At 57.7% G+C, this 21,202-nt stretch carries 25 protein-coding genes and 1 riboswitch; of the genes, 11 read left to right on the forward strand and 14 right to left on the reverse strand.

All coding sequences use genetic code 11. The features are described from left to right. The first annotated feature begins 68 nt into the window (after positions 1-68). The 4 genes from GS646_RS21935 to petA all read left to right on the forward strand — a co-directional run bounded on the left by GS646_RS21935 (position 69) and on the right by petA (position 4,838). Entirely contained in the window at positions 69-2,354 is a 2,286-nt protein-coding gene (locus GS646_RS21935) for a copper-translocating P-type ATPase (protein WP_171648704.1), read from the forward strand. Next, the gene (locus GS646_RS21940; RefSeq protein WP_247744404.1) at positions 2,351-3,685 is read left to right on the forward strand and encodes an APC family permease; all 1,335 of its coding nucleotides are present in this window, start codon (positions 2,351-2,353) and stop codon (positions 3,683-3,685) included. The genes GS646_RS21935 and GS646_RS21940 overlap by 4 nt, the downstream gene beginning before the upstream one ends. Next, the gene (locus tag GS646_RS21945; RefSeq protein ID WP_170515721.1) at positions 3,682-3,960 is read left to right on the forward strand and encodes a DUF2933 domain-containing protein; all 279 of its coding nucleotides are present in this window, start codon (positions 3,682-3,684) and stop codon (positions 3,958-3,960) included. The genes GS646_RS21940 and GS646_RS21945 overlap by 4 nt, the downstream gene beginning before the upstream one ends. A gap of 329 nt (positions 3,961-4,289) precedes the next feature. Next, positions 4,290-4,838, forward strand: a complete 549-nt coding sequence (gene petA, locus GS646_RS21950) for a ubiquinol-cytochrome c reductase iron-sulfur subunit (RefSeq protein ID WP_152460762.1) — start codon at positions 4,290-4,292, stop codon at positions 4,836-4,838. Positions 4,839-4,886: 48 nt separating this feature from the next. Here the strand turns inward: petA and GS646_RS21955 are convergent, their stop codons facing one another. The 6 genes from GS646_RS21955 to GS646_RS21980 all read right to left on the reverse strand — a co-directional run bounded on the left by GS646_RS21955 (position 4,887) and on the right by GS646_RS21980 (position 9,290). Continuing rightward, positions 4,887-5,345, reverse strand: coding sequence for a diheme cytochrome c (locus tag GS646_RS21955; protein ID WP_152460761.1), 459 nt, complete (start codon positions 5,343-5,345; stop codon positions 4,887-4,889). 15 nt (positions 5,346-5,360) lie between these two features. After that, positions 5,361-5,753 (reverse strand): DUF1924 domain-containing protein, encoded by a 393-nt coding sequence (locus GS646_RS21960; protein ID WP_171648701.1) that lies wholly within the window; start codon positions 5,751-5,753, stop codon positions 5,361-5,363. After that, positions 5,750-6,889 carry a cytochrome b/b6 domain-containing protein gene (locus tag GS646_RS21965; RefSeq protein WP_171648699.1) on the reverse strand — a complete coding sequence of 380 codons (1,140 nt, stop codon included), beginning with the start codon at positions 6,887-6,889 and terminating at the stop codon, positions 5,750-5,752. The genes GS646_RS21960 and GS646_RS21965 overlap by 4 nt, the downstream gene beginning before the upstream one ends. 81 nt (positions 6,890-6,970) lie before the next feature. Next, on the reverse strand, positions 6,971-8,248 hold the full coding sequence (locus GS646_RS21970) for a HAMP domain-containing sensor histidine kinase (RefSeq protein WP_171126941.1): 1,278 nt from the start codon (positions 8,246-8,248) through the stop codon (positions 6,971-6,973). Positions 8,249-8,310: 62 nt separating this feature from the next. Beyond that, entirely contained in the window at positions 8,311-8,982 is a 672-nt protein-coding gene (locus tag GS646_RS21975) for a response regulator transcription factor (RefSeq protein ID WP_171648698.1), read from the reverse strand. Next, on the reverse strand, positions 8,982-9,290 hold the full coding sequence (locus tag GS646_RS21980) for a PepSY domain-containing protein (RefSeq protein ID WP_152460756.1): 309 nt from the start codon (positions 9,288-9,290) through the stop codon (positions 8,982-8,984). Before GS646_RS21980 ends, GS646_RS21975 begins: the two co-directional genes overlap by 1 nt. Positions 9,291-9,415: 125 nt before the next feature. On the opposite strand from GS646_RS21980, the gene GS646_RS21985 reads away from it, so the two are divergent. Continuing rightward, on the forward strand, positions 9,416-9,733 hold the full coding sequence (locus tag GS646_RS21985) for a PepSY domain-containing protein (protein ID WP_171648696.1): 318 nt from the start codon (positions 9,416-9,418) through the stop codon (positions 9,731-9,733). Between the two features lie 65 nt (positions 9,734-9,798). Here GS646_RS21985 and GS646_RS21990 read toward each other — a convergent pair whose 3' ends face one another. The 3 genes from GS646_RS21990 to GS646_RS22000 all read right to left on the reverse strand — a co-directional run bounded on the left by GS646_RS21990 (position 9,799) and on the right by GS646_RS22000 (position 12,620). After that, complete coding sequence (locus GS646_RS21990; RefSeq protein ID WP_171648695.1) at positions 9,799-10,233, reverse strand: DUF4405 domain-containing protein; 435 nt, start codon at positions 10,231-10,233, stop codon at positions 9,799-9,801. A gap of 121 nt (positions 10,234-10,354) precedes the next feature. Continuing rightward, complete coding sequence (locus GS646_RS21995) at positions 10,355-11,605, reverse strand: MFS transporter (RefSeq protein ID WP_152460753.1); 1,251 nt, start codon at positions 11,603-11,605, stop codon at positions 10,355-10,357. Then, positions 11,592-12,620 carry a lysylphosphatidylglycerol synthase domain-containing protein gene (locus tag GS646_RS22000; RefSeq protein WP_152460752.1) on the reverse strand — a complete coding sequence of 343 codons (1,029 nt, stop codon included), beginning with the start codon at positions 12,618-12,620 and terminating at the stop codon, positions 11,592-11,594. Before GS646_RS22000 ends, GS646_RS21995 begins: the two co-directional genes overlap by 14 nt. A gap of 89 nt (positions 12,621-12,709) precedes the next feature. Here GS646_RS22000 and GS646_RS22005 point away from each other — a divergent pair, with 89 nt between their 5' ends. Next, positions 12,710-13,123 (forward strand): heavy metal-responsive transcriptional regulator, encoded by a 414-nt coding sequence (locus GS646_RS22005; protein WP_152460751.1) that lies wholly within the window; start codon positions 12,710-12,712, stop codon positions 13,121-13,123. 284 nt (positions 13,124-13,407) lie between these two features. Further along, positions 13,408-13,884, forward strand: coding sequence for a DUF411 domain-containing protein (locus GS646_RS22010; RefSeq protein WP_152460750.1), 477 nt, complete (start codon positions 13,408-13,410; stop codon positions 13,882-13,884). Positions 13,885-14,095: 211 nt separating this feature from the next. On the opposite strand, the gene GS646_RS23070 is transcribed toward GS646_RS22010, so the two are convergent. Next, positions 14,096-14,314, reverse strand: coding sequence for a GDCCVxC domain-containing (seleno)protein (locus GS646_RS23070; protein ID WP_152460749.1), 219 nt, complete (start codon positions 14,312-14,314; stop codon positions 14,096-14,098). 4 nt (positions 14,315-14,318) lie between these two features. Next, a complete protein-coding gene (locus GS646_RS22015) occupies positions 14,319-14,642 on the reverse strand; it encodes a hypothetical protein (RefSeq protein WP_152460748.1) in 324 nt (107 codons plus the stop codon). Between the two features lie 145 nt (positions 14,643-14,787). Between GS646_RS22015 and GS646_RS22020 the strand changes: the two genes are divergently transcribed. Together GS646_RS22020 and GS646_RS22025 are read left to right on the forward strand one after the other, a co-directional pair. Continuing rightward, on the forward strand, positions 14,788-15,207 hold the full coding sequence (locus GS646_RS22020) for a MerR family transcriptional regulator (protein ID WP_171648694.1): 420 nt from the start codon (positions 14,788-14,790) through the stop codon (positions 15,205-15,207). A gap of 347 nt (positions 15,208-15,554) precedes the next feature. Further along, complete coding sequence (locus GS646_RS22025; protein WP_253746771.1) at positions 15,555-16,178, forward strand: transglutaminase-like cysteine peptidase; 624 nt, start codon at positions 15,555-15,557, stop codon at positions 16,176-16,178. 105 nt (positions 16,179-16,283) lie between these two features. Here the strand turns inward: GS646_RS22025 and GS646_RS22030 are convergent, their stop codons facing one another. Further along, positions 16,284-16,967 (reverse strand): energy-coupling factor ABC transporter permease, encoded by a 684-nt coding sequence (locus GS646_RS22030; protein ID WP_171648692.1) that lies wholly within the window; start codon positions 16,965-16,967, stop codon positions 16,284-16,286. A gap of 75 nt (positions 16,968-17,042) precedes the next feature. Further along, a riboswitch (cobalamin riboswitch) is annotated at positions 17,043-17,256 on the reverse strand. A 215-nt stretch (positions 17,257-17,471) separates the two neighbouring features. On the opposite strand from GS646_RS22030, the gene GS646_RS22035 reads away from it, so the two are divergent. Next, positions 17,472-18,134: a L,D-transpeptidase gene (locus GS646_RS22035; protein WP_050605692.1), complete on the forward strand. Its 663-nt coding sequence runs from the start codon at positions 17,472-17,474 to the stop codon at positions 18,132-18,134. Positions 18,135-18,176: 42 nt separating this feature from the next. Here GS646_RS22035 and GS646_RS22040 read toward each other — a convergent pair whose 3' ends face one another. Further along, a complete protein-coding gene (locus tag GS646_RS22040) occupies positions 18,177-18,449 on the reverse strand; it encodes a hypothetical protein (protein ID WP_171648690.1) in 273 nt (90 codons plus the stop codon). A 188-nt stretch (positions 18,450-18,637) separates the two neighbouring features. Here GS646_RS22040 and GS646_RS22045 point away from each other — a divergent pair, with 188 nt between their 5' ends. Further along, positions 18,638-20,971, forward strand: a complete 2,334-nt coding sequence (locus tag GS646_RS22045; protein ID WP_171648688.1) for a cation-translocating P-type ATPase — start codon at positions 18,638-18,640, stop codon at positions 20,969-20,971. A gap of 52 nt (positions 20,972-21,023) precedes the next feature. Here the strand turns inward: GS646_RS22045 and GS646_RS22050 are convergent, their stop codons facing one another. Then, positions 21,024-21,188: a hypothetical protein gene (locus GS646_RS22050; RefSeq protein WP_171678585.1), complete on the reverse strand. Its 165-nt coding sequence runs from the start codon at positions 21,186-21,188 to the stop codon at positions 21,024-21,026. Positions 21,189-21,202 lie beyond the last annotated feature (14 nt).

Raw genomic sequence — 21,202 nt, forward strand, 5'->3', positions numbered from 1 at the left:
ACATGACAGAAGACCACGACATCAGAATCCACGCGAACGGCCCGACCGAGGTCGCTTACGTCTGCCCCATGCATTCTGACGTGCGTCAATCTGGGCCCGGCGACTGTCCCAAATGCGGGATGCACCTTGTGCCCGAGGGCGAGGTGGATGCGCATGCGCATCACCACCATTCCGCGCATCATGGCGCGGCGGACGAGAACGGTGAATATGACATCGTTCCGACAGGCTATGACGGACCCGTATATACCTGCCCGATGCATCCGCAGGTGCGGCAAACCCATCCCGGGTCCTGTCCACTCTGCGGCATGGGGTTGGAGCTGGAAAGCGCGGCGATGGTGGACGAGGGGCCGAACCCGGAACTGGTGGATTTCACCCGGCGCCTATGGGTAGGTGCGGTTCTGACGCTTCCACTTTTGGTTTTCACGATGGGCCCCTACGTTGGGCTGTCTGGTGTGCGAGAGATTTTTGGTGAGCGAACAACCCTATGGATTGAACTGATACTTGGCACTCCGGTCGTTCTTTGGTGCGGTTGGCCATTTCTGGAACGAGGGTGGAATTCGTTTCGCACCATGAACCTGAACATGTTCTCGTTGATTGCCATGGGGGTTTCGGCCGCGTGGCTGTTCAGCGTTGTCGCCGTATTGATGCCCCACATATTTCCGGACGGTTTTCGAGATTCAGAAGGCCATGTTGGGGTCTATTTCGAGGCTGCCGCAGTTATCGTTACACTTGTTCTGCTCGGGCAGGTGATGGAACTGCGGGCACGCGAAGGCACAGGAAAGGCAATCCGCGCTTTGCTGGACATGGCCGCAAAGACCGCCCGCATTATCCGCCCTGACAGCAGTGAAGAGGAAATTCCGCTTGAAGAAGTACAGGTAGGTGACCGCCTTCGCGTACGCCCCGGCGACAAGGTGCCAGTAGACGGCATTGTACTCGACGGGCGCTCATCTGTTGACGAAAGCATGATCTCTGGCGAACCGGTTCCGGTCGAAAAGGTACAAGGCGAGCCGGTCACAGGGGCCACAATCAACGGCACCGGTAGTCTTGTAATCGAAGCAACCCGAGTGGGCTCTGACACAATGCTGTCCCAGATTGTCGAAATGGTGGCCAACGCGCAACGCTCGCGCGCACCGATCCAGAAATACGCCGACAAAGTTGCCGGATGGTTCGTGCCAGCGGTCATTGGCATCGCTGTATTGGCCTTCATTGCATGGGCGGTTTGGGGACCGGCTCCGGCACTCTCCTACGCCTTGATCGCAGCGGTGTCGGTACTGATCATAGCTTGCCCGTGCGCGCTTGGTCTGGCCACTCCGATGTCGATCATGACGGCCACGGGGCGCGGGGCGCAGGCCGGAGTGCTGATCAAAAATGCCGAAGCGCTGGAGCGGTTCGAGAAGATCGATACTTTGATCGTCGACAAAACCGGCACCCTGACCATGGGCAAGCCAAAGCTTGTGGCCGTAATACCCGAACCTGGCCATGACGAAGTCGAGGTGCTGCGGCTGGCCGCAACGCTGGAGAAGGGCTCGGAGCACCCGTTAGCTGAGGCAATCGTCACAGGAGCCGAGGAACGTGGCGTGGCCCTGTCCGACGCCAGTGACTTCGAGGCGGTGACTGGTAAAGGCGTGAAAGGCACGGTGGATGGCCGCCCCGTCGCGCTCGGCAACCTGAAACTGGTCACCGATCTCGGACTCGAGGCGACCGAACTAACGGTCAAGGCCAATGCGCGTCGGGATGACGGCGAAACGGTGATGTTCGTGATGCTTGATGGTTCAGTGGCGGGGTTGGTCAGCGTCGCCGACCCGGTCAAGGAAACAACACCCGCCGCCCTCAAGGCGCTGCACGAGCTGGGTTTCCGAATCATCATGGCGACTGGTGACAACGAACGCACTGCAAAGGCGGTGGCCGAACGTCTGGGTATCGATGAGATTCGAGCCGACGTTCTACCCGAGGACAAGGCCCGCATAATTCGCGAACTGCAGGAGAAAGGCGCCAAGGTCGCCATGGCCGGTGACGGGGTGAACGACGCACCCGCATTAGCGCAGGCCGATGTGGGCATTGCAATGGGGACCGGTGCCGACGTGGCGATCGAAAGCGCAGGCTTCACGCTGGTCAACGGTAGCCTCGATGGCATCGTGCGCGCCCGTAGGCTGGCCCGCGCTACCATGCGCAATATCCGGCAGAACCTATTCTTTGCCCTGGTCTACAACGCCTCGGGCGTTCCGGTGGCGGCAGGTCTTCTGTTTCCGCTCTTCGGCATCTTGATAAGTCCGATGTTCGCCGCCTTCGCCATGAGTGCTTCGTCGATTTCAGTGGTGTTGAATGCGCTGCGCCTGAGGGGGACGAAGGTATGAGCGCGCACAAGCATATGACGCACGAGGGCGTAGGCAACTTGAAATCAGGTTCGATATCGCTGACGGGTGCGGTCGCCATGGGCACCGGTGTCATGATCGGTGCGGGGATATTTGCGCTGACAGGCCAGATCGCTGGGCTTGCTGGGCCATGGTTTCCGCTGTCTTTCGTAGTCGGAGCCATCGTGACGGCGTTCAGCGCCTACACCTATATTGCCATGTCCAACGCCTGGCCGTCTTCGGGCGGGATCGCGATGATCCTGACAAAAGCATATGGTCCGGGTGCTGTAGCGGCAGCGGCTTCGTTGTTGATGGCGCTGTCGATGGTGATCAACGAAAGCCTCGTCGCACGCACCTTCGCAACCTACGCGCTCCGCCCATTCAACATCGAAGATGGGCCGTTGGTGCCGATGGTCGCGGTTTCGCTGATCGTCTTCGCCTACGCGGTCAACCGGTCGGGGAACCGCTCGGTGGGGTTGTGGTCCATTGTCATGTCTGTGCTCAAGATCGGTGGGATCGCAGTGTTTGGCGTTGCCGCGCTGTGGGCCGCGGGCGGCGACTGGCAGGCGCAAGGCACCGCCCCCGCCGGGCCGCTGGGTTTCATCGCGTCCGTGGCTCTTTCGATCCTTGCGTTCAAGGGATTTACCACAATCACTAATAGCGGTGCCGAGATCGTCGACCCACACCGCAATGTCGGGCGCACCATCATGATCTCGATCGCGATCTGCGCAGTGATCTATCTGTTGGTCGCCTTCGCCGTGGGTGCCAGCCTGCCACCCGACCAGATCCGTGCCGCACAGGACTATGCCTTGGCAGAAGCCGCCCGACCAGTCTTGGGGCAGGGTGGTTTCTACCTGACCGTTGCGCTGGCGATGGTTGCCACCGCCTCAGGACTGATTGCCAGTGTGTTCGCCGTATCACGGATGCTGGCAATGCTGACCGACATGAAAATGATCCCGCACAGCCATTTCGGCATGACGGGCAGCATCCAGTCTCACACGCTGATCTACACGGTCGTGATTGCGGGTCTGCTTGCGGTGTTGTTCGACCTGTCGCGCATCGCCTCGCTTGGTGCTTTCTTTTATCTGGTGATGGATATGGCCGTGCATTGGGGCGTTTGGCACCGGCTGCGCAGTCAGATCAACGCTCGGGGTTGGGTCTTGTTAACTGCCCTGGCGCTGGACTGCGTAGTCCTGACCGCGTTCACAATACTCAAGCTGCGCTCCGACCCGATGATCGTGGTATATGCCCTTGCTGGCGTCGGCTTGGTCTTCGCCTACGAGCGCATCTTTCTCAAACAATGGATCATCGAAAAGGAGGCAAATCAGCTATGACCCAATCAAATTTCGACGAAACTCGCGCCACACAGGAGACGACCGAAAGGGTCAGCTCTGACGAAACGCCCGAAGCGCCCAAAACCGAAGATCAGACGGCCAACGGTGCCAAGCGTAATTGGCTCCCGGTTGTCATTGCGATCGCGTTGGGCGCCGCTGTTCTGGGCTGGGAATACCGCGAGACACTCTATCCTTTGCTCAGTTCTCCGTTGCTGTTCTTGCTGGTCTGCGTGGGCATGCATTTCTTAATGCATCGCGGCCACGGCAAACACTGAGAACGGCGCCCTGTATAGCTGGCGGCTTTGCGGCAAGAACACTGCGCAACAAGGAGTAGGAACGGCCAACTGAGCAGAGCAAATACGTAATCCAAGAAGGAAGGGAAATTGCCATGTTAGCAGCTCCAATACGGATAGCCGCAATTGCACTGCCCCTGACGGCCGGTGCACTGCCTGTAATGGCTTCGCACGGTGACACCGACGAAGATCACTCTGATGAATAGGGAATGGGGCATCGCGATGAAGAAGAAGAGGACCAGGGCGACTGATCCACCTCGTCCGAGTCCTATCATTCGATGAGCCCGGTACTGACGCACGGGAGGAACAAAATGTCTGATTTTTCTGAAAGAAAGGTACCTTCAGAGCCCGAATCTCGGCGCGATTTCTTGTATTATGTCACCGGCAGTGCAGCCATAGTGGCCACGGGTGCTGCGGTCTGGCCACTTGTTAACAGCATGAACCCCAGTGCAGACATCTCCGCCCAAGCCGTTGTCGACATAGATCTTGAAGGTGTCGGACCAGGAACGAGGATCACTGTCAAATGGAAAGGCAAGCCGATCTTTATAGACCACCGGACTAAAGAGCGGATCGCGCTGGCGATAGCAGAAGACGATGCACCAATGATCGACCCGCAACCTGACGCCGAGCGCGTACAGCGACCGGAATGGCTGGTAGTTATTGGCGTTTGCACCCATCTGGGATGCATACCACTCGGGCAGGGCGGCAGCGAACCCACCGGAGACTGGGACGGTTGGTTCTGTCCGTGTCACGGTTCACATTACGACACGTCGGGCAGAATTCGGAAAGGCCCGGCGCCCCGCAACCTCGATCTGCCCCCCTACGAGTTCGTCACCGACACGCGGGTCAAAATTGGGTGACGGCGCGGTTAACTCTGTCCAAAGGCAAATGCCCGCCAAGCTCGTTTGTCAGTCCTCGAATATCCCTCGATCAGCGCCGCGATGACATGCGGCGCAGTTCGACATGGAACCTGCTTTCTGGAGTTTTCGGGACGAGACCTCGCCGTCATGTTCCGAGCGGAACCAGGGCATTTCGGAAATCCGCAGAGGCGTATCCTCTGGCGCAATCCGGTAGAGGAGGCTGGACGAACGCCCTCCGACGTCGGCGGCATTCTGGGTCAGGTAAGCCTCGATCTCTGTGCGAGTTGCGTCGTCCAGCATGGCGTTTTCGCCAAAATGGTCATCAAGCGTGGTCATGATCTTTGTCCACGACCGGCTGGGCAGGAATCCTGCCGGATAGGCCATGTGGCATTCGCTGCATTCGGCCTTGGTTGCGGCGTGAGTTACGGGCCGCATAAACTCACCTTCGCTGGCAAGAACCGGCGCCGAAATCAGAGCTATTGCAGCTACAGCAAGAATTCGTTTCATGGTGGTGTCCTTTCCTCAGAGGCTCATGAACCAAGAAATGATGTCGGCTTTTTCCTGCGCGCTGCAGTCGCGGCCGAGAACAGAGTTGCAGTTTCGCCCAAACCATTTTTCGACAAATTTCATGTCGGTGAACCGTTCTGAATTCACGCGCGGAACCAGGGGGTCGATCGGCTTTCCGGTGCGGGCCTGACCGCCTTTTGTAGGGTCTGCCGAATGACAGGTGACGCAGGAGGGCGTATGGGGTTTTCCGCTTGCATGGTTGACCGTGAACAGCGCCCGTCCGTTTTTCGGTGATGGGGCAGCACCCGCCTCGGCACTGTATTGATCGACCAAGGCCTGCGGGGAAGTGTCTTGCGCCAAGACAGGCTGGGACAACAGGATGGCGGAAAGAACAAGAACTGGTTTCATTGCTTAGGCTCCTTCGGAACGGAAATCTGAAAAGGGCTGAACCAGCCGCTCTCGGCATCCCTGTGACAAGCGAAACAGTTCGAGCGGCTATGGATGGTGCGGCGGGTGAATGTGCCATCGGCGAGCGACCCGTGAAGACGTTGCCAGATGTCTGTGTTCGGTAGGGCAACCGGCAGGGTTTCTTGCAAACCCGTCCAGAGGGTCGCGGGCTTGCTGTCCACAGTTTCCGCGGAGTGCTTGACCAGCCAAACGGTAATCTCGTCACCGGTCTCCTTTGGCAGAGTGGCGTCCTCACCGAAATGACTGTCCAGCTTGTCCATCATCAATTGCCAGGATGCGGCAGGACGCAGGGACGGGTGATAAGCCATGTGGCAGGCGGCGCATTCATCGCTGTAGACCAGTGCCATACTCCCAACCGGCGGGAGCGGCAGTGGGCTCTGTGACATCCTGTTGATCGCGCCGGTGGCGATGATGACAAGACCCGAGATGAAAAGGGCGGCAAGCGCCCGCTGCGCAGGCCGTGGCGGCGCAGTCAAATCCCCGGCGCGCATCTCCTTGCGCCCGTTTATCATCGACCTGGCCAGGTTCTCTCGGCTGCGGCGGCTTTCCAGAACGACACCGCCGATATGCAGGGCAATGAAGCTCAACAGCGCGAAAGCGGCCAACTCGTGAATTTTGCTCCAGATGTGGCCCTGTGATGCTGGCAAAAAGGCAGCCATCGGCCCTGATTTTAGACCGCTGCCCAAGCTGGCGACACCTGTCAAACCAAGCCCGACGATCAGGGTAAGCAATACAAAGACCATCAAGGCAGCAAGTGGATTGTGCCCGATGTGGCGCGCATGAGCCGCTCCGGCCCTCAGATGGCTGATAGCCTGCCGGTAGCTTGGTAAGAACTGCGAAAACCGCGCGTAGGTAGGGCCGGTAAATCCCCAGACAGTTCTGGCAGTAACCAATGCAATGGCAAGGGAACCGGAAACCAGGTGTAGGCGAATCCAAGATGCGTCCAGCAGGAACCCAGACACCAACGCGGTGGAAACGCACGCTACCAGCCCCCAATGAAATACACGAGTGAATCGATCCCAGACGAGATGTCCGTCATAGGCCAGCCCATCAAATGGCGCGGGAACTTCTCTCATCGCTTCTGCCTCTCATCAATCTCACCAGAAGTTTGTCAGAAGCGCACTGATGTCAGCCTGATGGGGACTGTCAGGTGATTGTCAGGTAGCAGCCAGAGGCAAAGTGATCCGAACCATCAGTCCCGGATCGCGGGAGATCAATTCCAGCGATCCGCCCAGTGCCTCGGTCAATTCCCGCGCGATCGCCAGGCCAAGCCCGGTTCCTGTTTCGTCCTCGCGCACGCCCCGGCGCATGAGAGTATCGATCTTGTCTGGTGGAATGCCCGGACCGTCGTCAAGAACGCTCAGAACTGCATGCGTCGCCTGTTTGCGTGCTGATATCCTGACTTGCCGCCTCGCATGGCGAGATGCGTTTTCCGTAATCGCACCCAGAATTGCGGATAAATCTTCCATATCTGCCGCAACCACGAGATTCGCTGGCGCGTCCAAATCCCATTTCAATGCGTCGTTCAAACTGGCTTTCTGAACTACTGCAATAACGCGACTTGCAGCCTCGGTGAGATCGGCCTTCGACGTGGCGGCTCGCGTCGCAATACGAACCCTGTTCAATTCACGCTCGACATGGCGATGCATGCTTTTGACGGTGCTTTCGATTGACGCTGCGGTATCAGTCAATCCGGCCTCGCGAACACGGCGCGCATCTCCAAGTAATGCTTGAAGTGGGGTTTTCAGGCCATGAGCGAGATCGCCCGCTCTGTGCCTTGCCTGCTCGATGTCCTTTTCCCTTTGTAGGAGCAGGGCATCCACTTCGGCTGCAAGGGGACGAATTTCCGTAGGGAAATCCTCGCCCACCCGGTTCACGTCTCCCGTTCGGATCCTTGATATCCGCCGCTCGACGGAATTTAGCGGTCGAAGACCGACAATGACTTGAACCGCCCCAGCGAAGACAATAAAAAGCGCCAGAAGAAGCGTAAAAGGCACAAGATCTTCCCGGAATTCTTCGGTGCTTTTCTCAAGCTGAGAGGCATCCATGGCCACGGCAGCGCGCATCGGAACGCCTCCAAGGCGTGTGGAAAGCACAATGCTCCGCTCCATGACAAGCAGCTGGTTTTCCCCGGGCCCGGAGAGATAGTGCACATGGACGGTCCCGCTCTTCAGATGATCCGGAGGAAGATCGAGAGCGAAATCCCATAGCGATCTTGAGCGTAACTGAAGCCCCTCAACTTCGATCTGCCAGTAGAGGCCCCCAAAAGGCTTTGAGAAACGGGCATCTGCCGGAGCCGATCCAATCCGAATTTTCCCTTTTTCATCCCGCTCCACTCCTGCGAGTATCTGGTCGAGCTGGACGGAGAGGTCATCAATTGCACGCCGTTCCACATGCGAGGCAAAGAGCAGCCCCAGCCCCCAGAACGCCAGCATCAGCGCGATGGAAACCGACAGCGCAGTGGCTACGAACAACCGAAAGCGGAGAGAGCCCGTTTTCACCCATCGCCCTCCACTGCCTCCAGAAAGTATCCAAACCCGCGTCTGGTGCCGATAATGCCGGCCCCAAGCTTCTTGCGAAGTCGGGTGAGAATGGCCTCCACCGCATTGGCCTCACGGGCGTCGTCATCACCATATAGATGCTCCAAGAGCTCGGTTGGCGGCACCACGCGGTCTCGGTGCAGCATGAGGTAGGACAAAAGCCGGTATTCCAGGGAGGTCACCGTTATCGGCACTCCTCGAACAGCTACGGACATCCTGTTCGTGTCGATGGTCAAATCGCCCAACGTCTGCACAGGAGCACTATGCCCGGCAGACCGGCGCACCAGCGCCCGAGCCCTGGTCACAAGTTCTTCCATCCGGAACGGTTTGGGCAGATAGTCGTCGGCCCCAGCTTCGATCCCTTCGACCCGTTCGTGCCAAGCCCCGCGCGCTGTCAGGACCAGAACGGGCATCTGCCGGCCGTTGGCGCGCCAGCGTTTCAACACGCTCAATCCGTCCATGTGCGGCAATCCGAGATCAAGAACGACGAGGTCATAATCTTCGGTATCCCCCAGAAACCATGCGTCCTCGCCGTCCTCGCCGATTTCCACGCGGAATCCAGAGGCTTCCAAAGCAGATTGCACGTCCTTGCGAATGATCGGGTCGTCTTCGACCGCGAGAAGCCGCATTATTCGTCCCTTTCCTGCCAGCCTTCCTGCTCAACTTCGAGTATCGCACCCGTGGTGGCATCCACCATGACTTCGATCATTCGGCCCGAGCCCGTGATCAACTCCAGTTCATAGACATACGCGCCATGCTCGCGTTCGAACTCTGCTTCGAGCAGCGACGCATCGAATCTCTCTAAAACGTCCGGAACAATCTTCGAGAGCGGAATGACCTTATGTTGGCGCACTGCATCACGTGCCGCATCGTGGTCCTCGGATGCGAGGACAGTGCTGGCAAGTGTGCATATCAGAACGATCAAAGCGTGTTTCATGTAGGCAAACTACCGTCTTTCCACTGACAGTTCACTGACACGGGCTGTCAGACCGGCATCAGGCGACATTTGAGAAAAAGGAATATCGACAGGGCAATCCCGCCCAATTCATCTTGGAGACCTACATGAAAGTAATCCTCTTTGCCGCCACCCTGCTTACCGCCACCGCTGCGGCCTTTGCTGTCAACGCCGCCACCGATACGGTCACGTCGGCGTCACCTGAGACCGTCACTTGGATGCCCGTTGGCGAGGTTGCCGCCAAGCTTGAAGCGCAGGGCTACCAAATTCTGGAAATTGAGCGCGATGACGACCGCTACTACGAAGTCGAAATGCGCGACGTATATGGATACGAAGTCGAAGCCTACCTGGACGCAGCGACTGGCGAACCGGTTCCCCACATGTCCGATACGAATGACGACTACAGCGAGAAAGGCGACGACTAATCGAAACTTCTTGTGATGATTTGACCCCCACGGCGAAGCCTCGCTGTGGGGGCGTTCATTCTGGGTCAGCCTGCCCAGAACTCGTGCTTGAAGAACTCATTGAGATCGAGCAGCCAATTCGCGGGCGGAAGCCCAAACACCGTCAATGTGACCAAAGCGATCACGAAAGCGGCTCCGATCATCGCTTCGATCCGATGCCCCTGTGGACACATCCTGTTGCCGAGGATCAGCGTTTTGAAGGTTCGAATATGCAGCGCCGCGTGCCACAGGGAGAATCCGACAAACAGCAACGCCAAGGCGATGTGGACGTCATCCCACCCTTGCCGGTCAAGGCCCAACACCTGCCAGTCGGTGGCATTGGAGATTTTACCTATTGGAGCGAAAAACAAAATGCCTCCGCTGACCAGCATGGCCAAAAAGGAAAAGGTCACACCGAACACAGCCATGGCCCTACCAGAAATCTTGGTTTTCACGCGCGCTGTTGATTCTGCATTGGCCATTATTGCCTCCATTCACGATGCCAAAATATTAGGCCAGAAACAGAAAGTTCGCCTTGACCCATCTTAAGTTCCCCACAGAGGAACAGCGAATTGTGCGACCGTGGTGAAACAAAGTGCTATATCAAACTTGGGACAGCCGCGCCGCGATCACGACCTGACCCAGCGCGGCCAGGATCGCAGCGATGAACACGGCTTCGATGGCGATTATGCTGACCACCACGCCGCCCACAAGTGGCGCCAGCGCCGCCGGGGCCGCAAAGCTGTTAAACCACGCGGAATAGGCCGGACGGCGGTCGTCGGGCGAGATCTCCAGCAGGTAGCCGAGATAGCCGATGGTCACCCCGTTCATCATCACGCCGATCAGGAAGAACAGCGCCGCGAAACCGGTCAGCCCCGAACTCGAGACCACAAGCAGCAACACCAGCACCGGAGGTCCGAGACGCACCAGTGCCACTATCCCCAGCAGGCGCAATTTGCCCATCCGGTCGCCGATACGGCCCCAGACCGGATTCGAGGCCAGCGCGCCGACGGTCTGCGCCGCCAACAGCGTTCCGACATCCGCCGCCCCGAGGCCGCTGCGGCTGGCGGCAACGACATAGAACGGCAACGCCATCAGCGTCGCTGCGCCAAGCCATTGGAAGATCAGGAACAGCCGGAACCGGCGATCCTGTTGTAGTGTCGAGACCCCTTCGCGCAGAAATCCAGACAGATTGGCCGGGCGGTCCCGTGGCGCCCTTGCAGCGGTAGCGGGCTCACCCGCGGCGACAAAAAGCGTCGCAGAGACGATCATCAGCACCGCGCCGAGCCAGAAGATCAGCGCATAGGCCCTGAGCGGCAGCATCACGTCGAGCGCAAGTCGCAGAACGCCCGCCACCAGAACCGCCAGAACACCGCCGCCGAAAAAGCGCCAGGCCAACATACGGCTGCGGCGCTCGGACGGGATCGCCCGGCCGACGATGTCGTTGTAGGGCACCGCGACCACGCCGCTGACAAAGGCGTAGATTGTCCACAGCCCCAGCATCCCGAGCGCCAGCGGAACCGGAGGCCAATCGACCTGCGGCCAGTCGGCCCCCCACCACAGAAGCATACCGATCATCGCGACCGTGATCGCCCGCCCATAGGCACCAAGGGCGTAGAACGGCATGCGCCGATCGGTGCGCTCGGCGAGGTAGCCCACCGCGAACTGGGGCAGCAGCCAGCCAAGACGCAGGACCGTGCTGGCATAGCCCACGGCCAGCGCGCTACCGGTCAGCATATGCACCAGACTGGCCACCACCGTCGCGCTGTCCACCGCCGCCGACCCGCCCTGAAACACCGCACCAGCACCGGCGATGCGCCAAAATCTCGTGTCTTCGGGATTACGCCTTGCCATTCGCCGCCTCTGCCTCCGCCCGGGCGCGGCGGATGTCGATGCCGCTCTGCCACAACACCGTCAGGCCGATCCCGACCACCAGAAGGATCGTCAGCACATAGTTGAACAGGATCATCAGAAGGGCGGTTTCGTCCGGAACGCCAAGCACCTTGAGCGCGAACCCCGCCCCAAAGACAAAGCTCGCCGGGATGCGCACGAAACGACCCAGAACCATGGCGAACCCGGCAAACACCATCAAGAACAGGTAATCCCACGCGCTCAGCACCACGCCAACCGCCAGCCCGGCCCACAGGAAATGGGTTGTCGCCACCAGCTTACCCGCAATGGCTGCGGCAATGGCGGCGATGCGGCGGGCCCGTGCCTGTGGCCAGACGATCCCTTCACCGAGCGCGGTGCGCAGATACGCGCCATCGGCCCCGATGCGGGCGGCAGCCCAGTCGAAGAGTCGGCAGACCAGAGGGTCCTCGCTGAGAAGTGACGCGCGGAACCGGAACAGAACCCAAAGCAGGCTGCCGAAAAGCATCAGGTTCAACAGGCCCGCAACGCTCAATCCCAGCCGCAGGTCACCCTCGATCTGTGGAATCTGGCCGGCGGCGGCCACCGCTCCGGCAAAAAGGGCGAAAACGACGCCGTCGAGGAACCGGGCGATGATCGCGGTTGCAAGCACGGTCGCCATCTTCAGGCGGTCGAGCCGGGCAACCAGCCAGGCCCGGACCAGCGGGCTGATGCCGAGCGGGACAAGGACATTTGCGCCATAACCTGCCAGTAGCGCCCCCGTCAGCCGCAGGGTGCCGACCGGTTTCACGTCGAACAGGATCTGCCGCCACTTCCAGCCGCTCATCAGCTGCTCCAGCAGGATGGTGGCGGCAAGAATCGCGATCCAGAACATGTTGGCTCCGCGCAGGCCCTGCAGAAACAGCGCAAAATCGAGGCTGCCGTAGAGCGCAAACACCAGATAGAGCGCCAGGGCGGAGCCGAATATCGGCAGCAGCCACCGTTTCAGGAAGGTCCGCATTTGACATCCTCGCAACTACCAAGACCCCAATGTTTTAACCTCCGTATCATGATACGGTGTCAAGATGACGGTGACGGAGGGAGACCGCGATGCAACCACTCAAGATCGGCCAGGCCGCGCGCGAGACCGGGATAGGCGTCGAGACGATCCGATTTTATGAAAGGAAGGGCCTTGTCACTCAGCCGCCGCGCCCAATTGACGGCGGCGCGCGGGACTATGGTGGTGACACGCTTTGGCGGCTGAAATTCATATCCGGCGCTAAGAAGCTCGGATTTTCGCTGGCAGAAATCGCGGAAATTCTGGAGTTGCGCACGGCACCAAATACCGAGTGCGTCGCGATGCAGGCCAGAGCGCGCAAAAAGCGGGACGAAATTCAGGAACGGATCGACGGGCTTGCACGGTTGAGGAACAATCTGGACGAGCTGATCGCGGCGTGTCCGGGGCGTGGTGGAATTCAGAACTGTTCGATCGTGGGTGCCATAGAACGCAGCAGTGAGAAATAGGCGCAATTCCGGCCTTGAACGGAGGGTAGCGGAGTTGCTTGCGAACCGGGTTATTGCCAAGCAGGACCCAGAGCGGCAGGTGCAGCGAAAAAAGGAGAGCGAGGGTTCCGTTTCCGAGCAGAGTTTGCGTCAGATCATTGTGAGAAATCCCTGCGTCGCCCAGAAAGCCATATCTGATGAGTATCGGAGGGTGACGGACAAGTCGGCCCTGTAAATGCGGTCCAGCTTTAATCCTACCGGTGCGATTTTATGTCGGTTTAAAACAAGTTTACCCAAGAGGGAACATGACAATGAATAACCTGAGCCGCCGCCGCTTGATGCAAGGAGCCGCGGCAATTGCGTGCAGCGCGGCGCTTCCCGCCTTAGCGAAAATCGGTCCCTCAATCCATGTCCTGAAGGATCCGAATTGCGGGTGCTGCGGATCGTGGATCAAAATCATGCGGGCGGAAGGTTTTGAAGTAGGCGTGGAAAACAGTGCTTGGGAGGCCTTGAACGCTTACAAAACTGCCAATGGGATTCCGGAGGGCATGATGTCATGCCACACGGGCCGCGTGGAGGGCTACATGATCGAAGGACACGTCCCGCCCGCTGACATTCGGCGCCTGCTGGGCGAACACCCGGATGCCGTCGGACTGTCGGTTCCGGGAATGCCTTTCGGCTCGCCAGGCATGGGGCCGGAAAGCGAACGCGAAGCTTTTGACGTCTTCCTGATCCGCAAGGATGGAACCACAGAGGTGTTCGCCAGATACCCGGCCGCATGAAGTTCCGATGGCGCTGGCAAGATCCTGAAAAACGCGGCGCTCGCTTCTTCTGCCCGGTTTACGTGACATTCTTCACGGCAAACCAGTTGATCCGTGACTTCACGCCTGCCTTGTCCTACCGGGCAAGTTCCAGCTTACGGTGAAAAAATACCCGCGTCCGCAAAGCCTGATGACCGGCTTTGCGGACAAAACCGACATCCCGGCCGCCGTATCAACCGCAGCATTTGTAGCCCGCCTGAATTGGCGGGCATGGAGCCGATCCGTAGGAACAGTAGACGCAGCAATCGCCGGGAAGTGGCTTCAGGACTTTTCCGCAAGATGTGCATTCGTAGAACCACTGGCACGCGTCTGTTGGCATCGTTTCAGGCCTTGAATGTCCACATTCCGGGCAGATGATCGTGCTGACAAGGTTCGGGCGCTTTTCACTCATGGCGTCACATCAAGGTTATCAGGAAATCATTTATTCGGATTTCGTTGAGCACGATAACCCAAGCGATGGCCGTCAACGCAAAACTGCCTGTCAGCCACCATTTGAGGCGGTCGAGCGAACCACGGCGATACGCGACGATGCCAGAGAGAAACAGCAGGGCCGTCGAACCGCCGAGCACGTAATAACTCGCGGCGGCGATCTTGCCGAATACGGCCAGCCAGCTCCCTCCCAAGCCAAGTAAAATCAAGGCCATCGGCAAGATGCAGCAGGTCGCAACGCCAAGTGCGGTAAACGATCCAATAAAACTCGCGCCAACAAACTTGCTCATGGTCAGCTTTCTCCGGCTTTGACGAACTCGAACGGAAGCCGGTTCGACTTCCTCGATTCTTGCTTCGCGCGGTTTGTGAAATTCGACATCATGACCGACAACATGCATCCTGTAGTAGCTACAGGTTCAAGGGAAAGGTCATCACATGATTGCGATTGGCGAAGCGGCGAGATTGATCGGTCTGTCGGTCGAGACGATCCGCTATTACGAACGGGAAGGCATAGTCGAGAAAGCCGGTCGAACCGCCTCGGGACGCCGCGCATACACGGAACGGGAAATCTCCGAGCTCAGATTCATCAAACGCTGCCGCGATCTTGGCTTTACCATTCAGGATGCATGCGCACTTCGCGAATTGTCCAAAGCGCCCGAGCAAGCTTGTCGTGACGTCGAAGACGTTGCAACAAGACATCTCGACAACGTCAGGTCAAAAATCGCCGCCCTCCAACGGTTGGAGCAAGCACTGGCAGAACTTGTGCAGACCTGCACCGAGGGTGCGGCCTCATGCCCCCTGCTAACGGCGTTGCTCAACGAGCCTTTCGTCAAAGATGTCATTAGCGGCCACTAATTGCAGCGCCTGGAAAACCGAAACTGGCTATCTCAGCTTGCGGAGGAGCGGCTTCATTGTCCCGGTATTCCGTAACCCTCAGCGATGACGGCCGATCTCTGTTGTATTTTTGTTGAATGAGAGAATTGCGATCAGCTTACCCTCTAATTCGCTCTGTTAGCTATGCCGGGCTGGTGATGGCGTGGATGCTCTGATGCTGTCAACTAAGGAAGAAATACCAAAGAATCTGCAAATTTTTGCCGCTTTACCCCTAGAGGCTAAGAAGCTGTTGCAATTCCCCTAAGCACATGAAGGCTTGGAATAAAACACATTGGCCGGGGAAGTTTGGATACTTTAGAGGAACGAGCATGGAGAAGGCAGATATGACAAATCCCACTTTAGTTCAGGGAGTGTTATCGAAAAACCTGCTGGGTTATCTCCCAATGGTCTGTTTTATATGCAGCTTTTTTGTGTCTGCCGCTGCGTCGCAAGCATCTGAGCTTCCCTCGATCGGTCTTGATAGAAAGATTGAAGCGCCATCGGGTGCCAAAACACTATGCAAAGATTATTCGTGGGCGTGCGCGAGCGCTCGTAGTTCTGGTCTCTCCGTGGCGCAAGAAAATCAGATCGTTAAAACGATCAACACGCGCGTCAATCGAAGGATTCGTGCCGTTTCGGATCAAAGCCAATATGGGACAAAGGAGTACTGGACACTGCCGACGCAAGGGTCAGGAGATTGCGAAGACTTCGCTTTGCAAAAGAAGTTTGAACTTGTGCAGAATGGTTTGGATCCTACGAAGCTACTAATTGCGACTGTCTTGGACACCAATCGCAATGGCCATGCTGTTCTTGTCTATCGCTCGAGTGAAGGCGACTTGGTTCTGGACAATGTTACCAACAGGATCAAAACGTGGAAGGAAACCAGGTATCTATTCCTAAGAATACAGGACCCACTACACCCTGACCGTTGGGTGCAGGTTTTTAGCGGCTAAAAGCAAATGTGGCGCGCCCTCGAGACGCGCCACGATAAGCTTTGGTCCTGCGACTACCAGTTGTTTCGCGGCAACCCCAGTTTAGGGCACCGCTTCAAACTTTGGTCAAGCTTCCGCAGCGTTGTACAAGCGCGGAGTCACCAGACCTGTGCTGTTCAAACCGCGCATCGCCTTGGCTGCCGCAAGCACTGCTAGATCAGCAATCGGCTCGATGACTATTACCAGCATATAGGCACCGCCAAAGGACAGAACCGACGCCATAGTTTCAGCACCAAATCCCTGGCCGTAGAAAGCCCAGAACGCAACCCATGCGACTACTCCCCCCTGATACATCGCACTCAGGGCAAGAGCTTGGCCATATTTGAGGTCAACATATGCTGTACCGGGTGCAATGATGCGGCTGGCCAATGCTTGTAGCGCAAATAGCGGCACCAGCAGAGTGGTTAGGTTGATGAAGTACTGCGGAAGATCGAACGGGGCAAAAAACACCCCCTGAATCAGCAGACCGGCTGCCAATCCAAAAGCCGCGGGTGCAGCACCGAGAAGCAGGAACAGCGTCGACCCCAGAATGAAGTGGACTTCAGAGACACCAACCGGGAAGTGTGGCAGGACTTCAAAGAAAAGGAAGACACCAACGGTGGCGAGCACCGAGCGCATGACAAAAGATGCAGGTCCATTCGCACGCAATGTGGAAAACGTTTCTTTCGCTGCGTAAGTAGCCGCGCCTGCGGCGGTAACATAGGAAAGCGCGATTTTGGCACCATTCACGATGCCCGGTTCGATGTGCATTTTATTTCTCCCTACCGCCTCACCCGGCGGCTTGTCAGGTTGAATCGGCCGTAAGGCCGACAGATACAGTCTGGGCATAGCCCGGCGTTTTACGGCAGGTCTCCTGACTCGCGGGTGCTCGCTCCGCCAACCTTCCCGGTTCCATTACGAACCAGTGGTGTCTTGGCATCGCTCTCCGCTCACAGTTGCGGGGGCAGTTACGGAATTGGCGCCGTTAAAAACACCGAACCGTATTCCCATTTAATCCTTTTGGCTTCCGCCATCAGGAACCGAAAACAATTCACCGCTACAATGGCGGCTTCGTTTCTGTCAATTGTCTTTGCGACCTAGTCCGAAGTAGACTCGACCGAAGTAGGGTTCACGCAACCGGCGACATGGTCGACTAGGTAAACCAAGTGTTACCTGAAGCCTCTTGAAGCTCTAGCTGCTAGAGGCTTTAAGACTCGAATTTGATCGCGAAAATGCGATGCAAATACATTAAACTTGTGAACCAGGACGAGATCTATGCTGACAAGGCGCCATTTCATTCAATCAACCACTGCGCTGTTCTCCGCGTCTGCGGCCAGTCCATTGATCGCCAAAACATGGCCAACCTCGTCGCAAAAGACCTATTGGGACAGCCAGGTCACGCCATTTGATTACGATCCAGCGACCTCAAATCCATGGGGCGTTCATGACCGTTTTTTACCACGACGTGTCGTAGCAAATGATGGTTTGGTTCCTGGTGACATCCATGTCGATGCCGTCGCGCGCTATCTTTACCATATCGAGGAAGGCGGGACAGCAATGCGCTATGGCGTAGCGATCGCGCGTGGGAACCTTTACGAGCCCGGTACCTATGCTATCCGGCGCAAGGTCGAGTGGCCACATTGGACACCAACGGCTTCAATGATCGAGCGCAACCCCGAATACGCGGAATTTCGGGATGGCATGGAACCCGGGCCAAGTAATGCTCTCGGCTCTCGAGCCCTTTATCTATACGTTGGGGATCGAGATACTTATCTCAGAATCCACGGTACACCTCAGCCCAGAAGCATCGGTGGTCGCGCAAGTTCTGGATGTGTTAGAATGATCATGGCCCATATCAATGATCTCTACCCACATGTAAAAATCGGCTCGACCGCATACTTATACTCGGCCGAAGATAGCGTCACAGCCCGCTCATAAATTTTGGGCAGCGTAGGTGGACGTCGCTGCCCTCTTTTTTTATCAGGCGTCGCGCGCGGCGCAGATCGGAGCGCCATTCGTCGCGCGCAATGGTACCAATGTCGTCTCGACAGGTCCGCTGTGCTCATACCAGAAGCAATTGTCATCTGGTAAAAGGCGTGCCGTAGCCAGATCCTGCCCCGGCCCTGCCAGTGCAACGACCGAATCTGGCAGGTTACCTGGTTCGAATGCTTTGCTTTTGCCCCCTGTGAACTGGGCTGAGCAACCGGCAGTAATCGAGACTAACGTGATGGTAATTGCGATCCGTTTCTGCATTGACCTGTTCCAAATTTTTTACGTCTTCTGCGACTAGATTGCATTCACGCGGCCAGCCCGCAAGAAGGAATGAAGCATCAATATCGCGGGCAACGAACCGGATTGAAAAAAAATTGAAAAAGGTATTGAAGCTCTAGTTGCTGTAGGAACTATTTGCAAAGGACCGCAGAGATTCTTGAGGTCTAACTATGTCATCCGATACCCACAACCACGACCATGACCACGAAAATAGACAAGGTCACAACGCGTGCGGCAGTAGCGGGTGTGGTGACATCGCGCCCGTCGGTCCGATTCCCGAAGGTGGCAGAAGCTTTCAGGTCTCTGGCCTTGATTGCGCCGAAGAGGTTGCGATCCTGAACCGGGTTATCGGCCCGAAAGTTGGTGGTGAAGAGCATCTCGCTTTTGATGTCATCAACGGTCGAATGACGCTTCTTGAAAGTGCTGCCAAGATGTCTGACGAAGATGTCATGCTGCTGGTTGCCAGTACTGGTATGACCGCCAAACCATGGGATGACGGAAATGCCGCTCAGGACCAGGCGGCGCATATTGCACGTCAGCGGCGGTTCACCATCCTCAGCGGAGGGTTTTGGGCAGCGGGTTTTGGCTGGCACATTTTCGAAACAGGCATGGGCGGTGCGCTCGGGCTGTTTTCGGGACATGGTGAGGTTCCGATGCCTTTGCCCGAGGCAGCTTTGTTCGCGGTCGCGATCTTGTTTGGCGTCTGGCTGGTGGCGCCCAAGGCCTGGTCTTCGGCGCGACGCCTTTCACCGGATATGAACCTGCTGATGGTGGTTGCCGTCTGTGGCGCTATCGCTTTGGGCGAGTTCTTCGAAGCGGCAACGGTGGCATTCTTCTTTTCGCTCTCGCTTTATCTGGAAAGCTGGAGTGTCGGACGGGCTCGGAACGCGGTATCCGCGCTGCTTGATCTGGCCCCCCCGACGGTTCGGCTGGTTCGTGCTGACGGCTCAGAGGCAACGGTCCCGGCGGCGGATGTCTTTGTCGGTGACAGCTTCATCGTTCGGGGTGGGGATCGCATTCCACTTGACGGGGAAGTCATCGAAGGGGCCGGTGCCGTTGACCAGGCTCCAATCACAGGTGAAAGCGCGTTGATTCCCAAAGAGCTGGATGATGAGGTCTATGCCGGCACAATCAATGGTGAAGGCACCCTCAAAATACGTGCGACGAAAACAGCGTCCGATACCGTGCTTGCCAAGATCATCCGGATGGTCGGTGATGCTCATGCTCGCCGTGCGCCGGTTGAGCAGTGGGTTACAAAATTTGCGCGGATCTTTACGCCCATCGTTATGGTCGTCGCAGTGGCTATCGCCCTGATCCCGCCGCTTGCATTTGGCGCATCGTCGGGTTTCTGGTTTTACAATGCACTTGTTCTTCTGGTTATCGCCTGCCCCTGTGCGCTCGTCATTTCCACACCGGTTTCAATCGTTGCGGCTTTGACCGCTTCGGCCCGGGCTGGGGTTCTGATTAAGGGCGGCGCATATATCGAGGCTCCCGGGCGTACCACCGCACTGGCCATGGACAAGACCGGCACGATCACCATGGGAGAGCCTGAAGTCGCCAATGTGTATCCGCTGGGCGACCCATCCGAGCAGGAGCTGTTGGCGAGCGCTGCCAGCCTCGAGGTTCGGTCTTCACACCCGCTGGCCCGCGCCATTTTGACCCGGGCAGAACAGACCGACATTTCGATATCTGCGGCTGAAGACATCCGAACCGTTCCCGGTCGGGGTCTTGAAGGCCGCATCGAGCGCGGAGATATCTGGCTTGGCTCCGACCGCTTCGCTGAAGAAAAGGGCTTTGGCGCGTCCATCCCTGCCGAATTGCGCAACCAAATCGAGAGCGCGGGAAGCACACTTGTGGTTGTCGGGGATGAGAACGGAGTCGCCGGTTTGCTTGAGCTGCGGGACCGCATTCGACCCGAAGCCCGAAGCATCGTTGCCCGGCTTCACGCGCAGGGCGTGAAGTCGATCATCATGCTGACGGGTGACAACGAACAAACCGCGAGAGCGGTAGCAGCCGAAGTCGGTATCGACGAAGTCCGGGCCCAGCTTCTGCCGGAAGACAAAGTCGCTGCGATTGAGGAACTGGCAGAACAGCACGAGATGGTTGCGATGATCGGCGATGGCGTCAACGACGCACCTGCGATGGCTCGGGCACATTATGCGGTTGCGATGGGTGCAGTTGGGTCCGACGCTGCTATCGAGACCGCAGATATTGCTCTGATGACCGACGACATCGGTAAAGTACCCTGGCTGATCGACCATTCACGTCGAACCATGTCGATCATCCGTCAGAACATCGGCTTCTCACTTGCGACCAAAGCATTGTTTGTCACTCTGACGGGTTTTGGGCTGGCATCCATGTGGGGTGCAATCGCCGCGGATGTCGGAGTGTCCTTGCTGGTCGTGGCCAATGCCTTACGGCTTCTGAAAGCTCCGGAAGATCATAGCGCCCAGACTAAGGCAAATACCCTTGGCTCGCAAGGAATAGGCGCTGCGACCACATAAGAGTGGAAGCCGGACTTCAAGGTGTCCGGCTTTCGCCTTGCTTACTGGCGCGTTACATCAGGCGCACAACTGCGATTGAAAGAAAAAACGCCACCAGGCCAAAAGCGATGGCATATCCTTTAGCGTATTGAAGAATATCAAGGCTGTTGCCATTCCGGCGCTTTGCCAAGACCCCACCCCAAACGGCGCCAACCAAGGCCCCCGCGATTGCCATCATTTTACATCCTCTGA

The sequence above is a fragment of the Ruegeria sp. HKCCD4315 genome (genome assembly GCF_013112245.1).
GTDB lineage: Bacteria > Pseudomonadota > Alphaproteobacteria > Rhodobacterales > Rhodobacteraceae > Ruegeria.